This is a genomic window from Halothiobacillus sp. (assembly GCF_028710545.1).
Taxonomy (GTDB): Bacteria; Pseudomonadota; Gammaproteobacteria; order Halothiobacillales; family Halothiobacillaceae; genus Halothiobacillus.
In genome coordinates this window covers 1-6979 of sequence record NZ_JAQTTX010000082.1, presented here as the reverse complement: position 1 = coordinate 6979, position 6979 = coordinate 1, and the positions used below count along the sequence as shown (strand labels likewise).

Genomic DNA, 6979 nt, shown 5'->3' with positions numbered 1-6979 from the left:
GGCAAACCGCCTAAAGTCGTCATCGTCGCTTGTATGAGAAAGCTTTTGACCATCATGAATTCCATGTTGAAAAACAACACCCCTTGGAACCCGAAAATGGCTTGACTTGAGACACGGTTGCTACCCCATCAAGGGGGAGGGGGAAAATCCGGGTTTTGCGTAAATCCTAGACCCGTCAATGCGTTGGTCAGGTGCTCGACATGTGCCGGGGTATGCGCTGCACTGATCGTGACACGCAGCCGGGACGCGCCCTGGGGCACGGTCGGTGGGCGAATCGCCGGCACCCATAATCCGGCATCCGCCAACCGGGTCGACCAGGCAACGGCCTGAGTGCTGTCGCCGACCAGTACCGGCTGGATGGGCGTTTGCGATGGCATCAACTCAATGCCCGGTGGCAGACCCCGCTTGAATTCCGCCACGCGCGCGCGCCAGCTCGCCCGCAAGTCAGTCGCGGATTTAACAATAGACAAACTCGCCAACGTTGCCACAGCCAAAGCAGGCGGCTGCGCGGTGGTGAACAGGTAGCTGCGCGCGCGTTGCAACAGCACTTCGACAGGCTGCGACGCACCGGCCACAAACGCACCCGCCGTGCCGAACGCCTTGCCGAGCGTGCCGACCTGAACGAGGTATTCGGGCACGCCCGCGTCGATCAACCCGAGTTCAGACAGCGAACCCCGCCCCTCCTCGCCCCACACGCCAAAGCCGTGGGCGTCATCCACCACGAGCCAGGCATCGAATTCTTCCGCCAGTGCCATCAAATCGGCCAACGGCGCCACATCGCCATCCATGCTGAATACACCATCGGTCAGAAGCATTCGCGTACCGGTCGCCCGCATCAATTGGCGTCGGGCATCGGCCATGTCGCCGTGGCGATAGCGCCGCAAGGTCGCGCCGGAAAGTTGTGCTGCGTCGACCAGCGAAGCGTGATTCAATTTGTCGGCGACCACGGTGTCGCCACGCCCGACCAAACCGCCCACCACGGCCAGATTCGCCATGTATCCGGTGGAAAACAGCAAGCTGCGGTCGACGCGCAACCACTCGGCCAATGCGAACTCCAGTGCATCGTGGGGTTCGAAATGACCGTTGACCAGATGCGCCGCCCCGGAGCCCACGCCCCAGCGTGCCGCCCCCATCTGCAAGGCGGCCACGATGTCGGGGTGATTGGCCAGACCAAGATAGTCGTTGCTGCAAAAAGTCAGGAGTTCGCGCCCGTCTACCCGCATGCTGACGCCCTGAGGGGACTGTCCGACCCGCAAACGCCGCTCCAGCCCTTCGGCGCGCCGCGTATCAAGCCACTGTGTCCAATCGCGTGTTGTGATAATTTCAATCCTCAAAACTAAATACGGCAATCCATCGGTTCATCATGCGCCTTCCCGTGAACATTTTCCTCTGGACCTTCGGCGCCACGCTGCTGCCGGTGCTGGCGCTGGTTTGGGGTGTCACCGCGTTCAGCGAACATCGGTTCCAGTCAGAGGTCAACCGTGAGATCGGCGACAATATCCAGTCGCTCACGGGGGAAATCAACAACCGCCTGCGATATGAGCGCGAGGTGTTGCGCGGTATTGCCCACTCGCAACCCATTCAAACCATGCTCAATGCCCTGGTTGCTTCCGCCGAGGGCATACGCCACCCCGATCTGACTTCAGACCGAATTCGCGCCAACTCGTTTCTGGCCGGGTTGCAGCGCACGGTCCCCGGTCTCGGCAGCATCCGCATTCTCGATGCGGCGGGCAATACGGTTGTAAAAACCACGCTGGGTCGGGCCGCGCCGCCCATGTTCCAGAGCTTGAGTCAGGTCAACTATGTCGAAGAAGAACTTGAAGACCCGGCGTTTCTGAATCAGCTCAAGTCGCTGCCCATGGACGATGTGAGTTTCATCATGTTGCCGCCCTCGCTCTGGGATGTCGCCCCCGGGCAATTCCCGAGCATGTTATACGGCGTGTATCCACTGAGGAACTTCGGCAATAACCGCGCAGGTTATGTGGTTCTCAACACCTATGGTGAATACCTCGACCAGATATTGTCGCTTTCACCCAAGCCGCGCAAGAGCCATGTGATGGTGATCGAACACGATCCCGGCAATCCGCAACGCGATGGCCTGGTTCTGTACAACGACCAGACCGGCCGGTTGTTTGTGACACCGGAAGAATCCAATCCGAACACCAATCCACAATACGCGCAGACGATCGACCACGGTCTCTTCTGGCAGAAGGCCGTGGCACTCTCCAATGGCGTTTATCTGTCACAGGATGGCAAGACCCGAACCTATTTTCAGGAATACCACCCCTATCCGTACAGTCTGGTGTCGTGGTTCGTCATGCTGAAGACGCCAGCAGACGTCACATCCGCTCCCTTTCAGGATATCCACCATAGCCTTTGGGGTTTCACGCTGCTCGCATTGGGCATCAGCCTGTTGCTGGCTGGTTTGGGCGCCCGTTACTTCTCCCGCCCGATTGCCCGACTCGGGCTCAGTCTCAAGCATTTTGCCGATGGCAACCCGCACGAGATCATACCGGTCGATTCGCGCACCACGGAAGTTCGCCAGCTTCAGCAGTCATTCCGCTACCTGACCGAACATCTCACCGAGGAAGCCCGTAAACGGCAAACGGCCGAACGCCAAATGCTGCAACAGGCCAAACTCGCGTCCATTGGTGAAATGGCGGCCGGCATCGGCCATGAGATCAACAACCCACTGAACAACATACTCACGCTGACCCGCCTGCTGGAGCGCCAGTTACCGCCCGACAAAGCTGAATTACGCGCCGATCTCGAAGATTTGCGTGCCGAGGCCTTGCGGGTCGGTCATATCGTGCGGGGCGTGATGAACTTCGCTCGCCAGCTTCCGCCCGATCACCAGCCCACACCGATCACCCAGTGGCTGCTCGATCTGATTGACCGACTGCAACCCGAAGCCATGGAAGCCGATGTTTTTCTCAACTTGTTACTGGACGATCAGGATTGTGTGGCGAGCTTCGATCCGAACCAGATCGGACAGGTCGTGCTCAACCTGGTACGCAATGCCATACACGCTTCGCCACCAATGGGTGAAATCACCATTACCGCCCGCTGCAAGCCCGATTCCTTCGAGATCGAAGTGCTCGACAATGGCAAGGGCATCGAGCCGGAAGCGCTGGATAAAGTGTTCGATCCCTTCTTCACGACTAAATCCGTCGACAAGGGCACGGGGCTGGGTTTATCCATCAGTCTTGGTATCGTGCAATATCATGGCGGTACACTGAAGATCGAGAACCGCCAGGATCGCAGCGGCGTGCGCGCCTTCATGAGCCTGCCGCGCGAAAAATCCAGCCCGCGCGTAGGTAATTAACCACTTTTGACGCAAAAAATACCAACGAGCCACCCTCTCATATTAAATAAATACCATGACCAAATTACCGCTGATTGCCTTTATTGATGACGACCCCCGCGCCAGTGAACTGTTCAGCCGCTATGCCCAGACCGAAGGCCTGCAGGTGCAGGGTTTCCAATCTGTTGATGCGGCCCAGTCCTGGCTGGAAAACAACACGGCCGATCTGATCATTTCGGACCTCAAGATGCCGGGCATGAGCGGCCTGGAATTCCTTGCTTGGCTGCGGCAACGCGATACCGAAGTGCCGTTCGTGCTGATCACGGGATACTCGACGCTCGACAATGCCATTGACGCACTCCGTCTGGGCGCGAATGACTTCATCAAGAAGCCCTACGATCCCGAAGAACTGGTCCAGCTCACCCATCGCCTGCTGCGACGGGACCCCGACCCGCATACGCACGACTTCTCTGAAGCCGAACGATCCATGCTTGGCAACTCGCCCGCCATTGCCGGCGTCTATCGCGTCATCGACAAAATCCACGACGTGCGCATCAATGTGATGATCGAAGGGGAATCCGGCAGTGGCAAGGAACTCGCCGCGCGTGCCATTCATGATCGCTCCGATTTTGCCGACAAACCCTATATCGTCATCGATTGCGGCGCACTGACCGACAGCCTGCTCGAAAACGAACTGTTCGGTCACGAAAAAGGCGCTTATACCGGCGCTTCCAGCACCAAACCCGGTCTGCTTGAAGTTGCCAGCGGCGGAACGGTATTTCTGGATGAAATCGGCAATATCTCAGACGCCATGCAGGTCAAACTGCTGCGCGTGATCCAGGAACAGCAAATCACGCGCGTTGGCGGAGTCACACCCATCAAGATCGACGTCCGTTTCATCGTCGCCAGCAACCGCGACCTTGCACAGATGGTTGCCGAGGGCAGCTTCCGGCATGATCTGTATCACCGTCTGCACGTTGTCCGCCTGCGCATCCCGCCGCTGCGCGAACGCAAGGAAGACATTCCGATCCTCGTCAATCACTTTATCCGCCACTTCGCGGCCCGTTATAACCGTCCTGCCGAACGCTTCAATGCCGACTGCATGGCGCGCATTCTCGAGTACACATGGCCGGGCAACATCCGCGAGCTGAAAAACATGATCGAGCGCGCCGTCGCGCTATCGAGCGAGGCAGAAATCCGCTTGGATCAGGAAGCCGAGGCAACACCGCCCTGGGCATCGGCACTGATTCGCCCCCAATCATCCGGCGGTGCGGAGGCCATCGATGCCGATCATCCGACACTGGATGTACTTGAGCGGCGTTATATCGAAAAGCTGCTCAAGGAATACGATGGCAATCGTGAAAAAACCGCGCAGACGCTCGGCATCAACAAGTCCACCCTCTGGCGAAAAATGCAGAGTTACGAGCAATCGGCCTCAGACGATTTTCCTGTGTGAAAAGGAAAAAGATCGTCAATACCCACGGGCTTCAGGCGATGCTACACGGGCAGCCAGAACGACTTGGTGGATAAAACAGAGCTTGCGAATTACCGCTTCAGGATTCACGAAGGGGTAACTGTCCTTTTGGCCGAGGCTGCGATTCATGCTGTTTAGAAACAGGGTAAACGGCATCCAATCGCGCATCAGGGCAGCCTCGAACGCCTCGATGGTCATCGGCGCTGATGCCTCAGGAAACGGTGAACTCGGCTGGGCACTGCCAATCCGGGCACGCCAGTTGGCCGCGGTATCAAGCGCATCGACGATATGCAGATAATGCGCCCAGGTTTCGGCCCAATCCTCCCAGGGATGCGCGCTGGCATACTCGCTGATGAATGCCCCTGTCCAGTCGGAAGATGACCGGGTAGCGTAGTAATGATCCAGCGATTGCTGGTAATCCTGTCGCTCGTCACCGAACAATGCCCTGAACCCTTCAAGCCAACGGCTTTCACAGATCAGGTGCTGCCAGTAGAAATGGCCGACTTCATGGCGCAAATGCCCCAGTAACGTACGATATGGCTCCTGCATCCGTGTACGCTTGAGCTCGCGCGTGGCGTCATCCGCCTCATCGATATTCAATGTGATCACCCCGTCCTGATGCCCGGTCAGCACCCGCTCCTGTGGGGAATCGGCCAGAAAGTTGAAACGCAGCCCGCGCGCGGGATCCCTATCTCGATCGGGTATCGGTAATCCGATCTGCATCAATGAATAAATCAATCGCCGCTTGGCCGCTTCCAGCAAGAACCAGCGATGTAGATTTTCAGGTATGGACAGCGCGGGAATCATCTCGGTGAAGCGACAACTTCGGCACCAGGCATTTTGATCTGATTCGGCCACCATCCAGTTGCAGATGTGCTGGGATACATAGTTGTTGCAGGGGCGATAACGTTCAACCAGAGTGCTGTTGACAGGCGACCAGAACAGATCGGAACCTGGCTGGAATTCAACCATGGCGCGTATCTCGGGGACATAACCGAGCGGCATGCCGCAGTGTTCACACACCACATTTTCAAAAAAGGTGATCTGGCCGCAGTTGCTGCATTCAAATGTCTTCATATCCCGACTCCTTGATTGACGCCCTTTGGTGCCTGCTGCCGTTCTCGTATTTGGACAGCATGACGCATCTCTCGCCGCGTGACCAGTTGGTCACCGCCCTCGCCGGATTGGGATTTTCGTCCAGCCACATCGAACACCTTTCAACGCAAAATGGCAACAACACATTGCACTTTGCAATTTGCAATCCAGAAAAAAATCTGGCAAATACATATAATATCAATAACTTAAAAATTGGCACGGCACGTGCATTACTGTTATCGTGGTATTCCACACAACAATGAGGAGTTCAGATCCATGCAATCTAATCGTCGTGTATTTTTGAAAGGCAGCATGGCTGCCAGTGCAGTTGGCCTGGCCGTTGGCGCCGGCCTATTGACCCCCCGCGCTGTTTTGGCCGCTGCTTGGCCAGAGAAAGCGTACAGCACCAAAGGCTTTGACGAGTCCCTGAACGATCTGTTCGGTGTTTCCGGCCCGACAGAGTCTAAAGACGTTACCGTCAAGGCGCCTGATATCGCTGAAAACGGTGCGGTTGTTCCTGTCACCATCGAATCTGCTGTTGCCGGTACCGACAACATCGCGATTCTGGTCAAAGGCAACCCGACCCCTCTGGTCGCCAACTTCAAGTTTGACGGTGCCCAGCCATTCGCTTCTACCCGTATCCGTATGGGCAAAACCGACAACGTGATCGGCGTGGCCCATGCCGGCGGCAAGCTGTACATGGCTGAGAAGCAAGTTAAAGTAACCATCGGCGGTTGCGGCGGTTAATTCGCCCACACCCTGAATTTACTTTACTTAATTGACGAAATAACGAGGTTACAAACCATGTCAACAATTAAAATGCGTATTAGCGCCGCCGGTGACGTTCTGGATATCAAAAGCCTGATCGAACAGGTCATGGAATCCGGTCGGATGAAAGACAAGGCAACAGGCAAACTGATTCCTGCCAACTTTATCCAAACCTTGACCGTTTCTGTGAACGACAAGCCTGCGGTTGAAGGCAACCTGTCTGTAGCGGTTTCCAAGAACCCCTACATCAACTTCAAAGTTCCAGGCAAGAAAGGCGACAAAGTAACAATCGCCTACACGACCAACCTGGGCAAAAGCGACACTGCAACACAAACTGC

At 56.6% G+C, this 6979-nt stretch carries 7 protein-coding genes and 1 pseudogene; 6 read left to right on the top strand and 2 right to left on the bottom strand.

Translation table 11 applies throughout. The annotated features are described in order from the left end of the window. A pseudogene (locus PHD44_RS12000) lies at window positions 1–105 on the top strand (IS110 family transposase); the annotation flags it as partial. Window positions 106–128: 23 nt separating this feature from the next. Here the strand turns inward: PHD44_RS12000 and bioF are convergent. Next, on the bottom strand, window positions 129–1349 hold the full coding sequence (gene bioF, locus PHD44_RS11995) for an 8-amino-7-oxononanoate synthase (RefSeq protein ID WP_300192048.1): 1221 nt from the start codon (window positions 1347–1349) through the stop codon (window positions 129–131). 26 nt (window positions 1350–1375) lie between these two features. Between bioF and PHD44_RS11990 the strand changes: the two genes are divergently transcribed. Together PHD44_RS11990 and PHD44_RS11985 are read left to right on the top strand one after the other, a co-directional pair. Further along, window positions 1376–3325 (top strand): ATP-binding protein, encoded by a 1950-nt coding sequence (locus tag PHD44_RS11990; protein ID WP_300192046.1) that lies wholly within the window; start codon window positions 1376–1378, stop codon window positions 3323–3325. Window positions 3326–3380: 55 nt separating this feature from the next. Then, entirely contained in the window at window positions 3381–4760 is a 1380-nt protein-coding gene (locus PHD44_RS11985; protein ID WP_300192044.1) for a sigma-54 dependent transcriptional regulator, read from the top strand. Window positions 4761–4775: 15 nt separating this feature from the next. Here PHD44_RS11985 and PHD44_RS11980 read toward each other — a convergent pair whose 3' ends face one another. Beyond that, window positions 4776–5855, bottom strand: coding sequence for a putative zinc-binding metallopeptidase (locus PHD44_RS11980; protein ID WP_300192042.1), 1080 nt, complete (start codon window positions 5853–5855; stop codon window positions 4776–4778). On the opposite strand from PHD44_RS11980, the gene PHD44_RS11975 reads away from it, so the two are divergent. The 3 genes from PHD44_RS11975 to soxZ all read left to right on the top strand — a co-directional run. Next, the gene (locus PHD44_RS11975; RefSeq protein ID WP_300192041.1) at window positions 5846–6136 is read left to right on the top strand and encodes a hypothetical protein; all 291 of its coding nucleotides are present in this window, start codon (window positions 5846–5848) and stop codon (window positions 6134–6136) included. The genes PHD44_RS11980 and PHD44_RS11975 overlap by 10 nt on opposite strands. 13 nt (window positions 6137–6149) lie before the next feature. After that, on the top strand, window positions 6150–6620 hold the full coding sequence (gene soxY, locus PHD44_RS11970) for a thiosulfate oxidation carrier protein SoxY (protein WP_300192039.1): 471 nt from the start codon (window positions 6150–6152) through the stop codon (window positions 6618–6620). Between the two features lie 57 nt (window positions 6621–6677). Further along, window positions 6678–6979, top strand: a 302-nt coding sequence (gene soxZ, locus PHD44_RS11965) for a thiosulfate oxidation carrier complex protein SoxZ (protein WP_300192037.1), incomplete at its 3' end; no start/stop codon positions are given.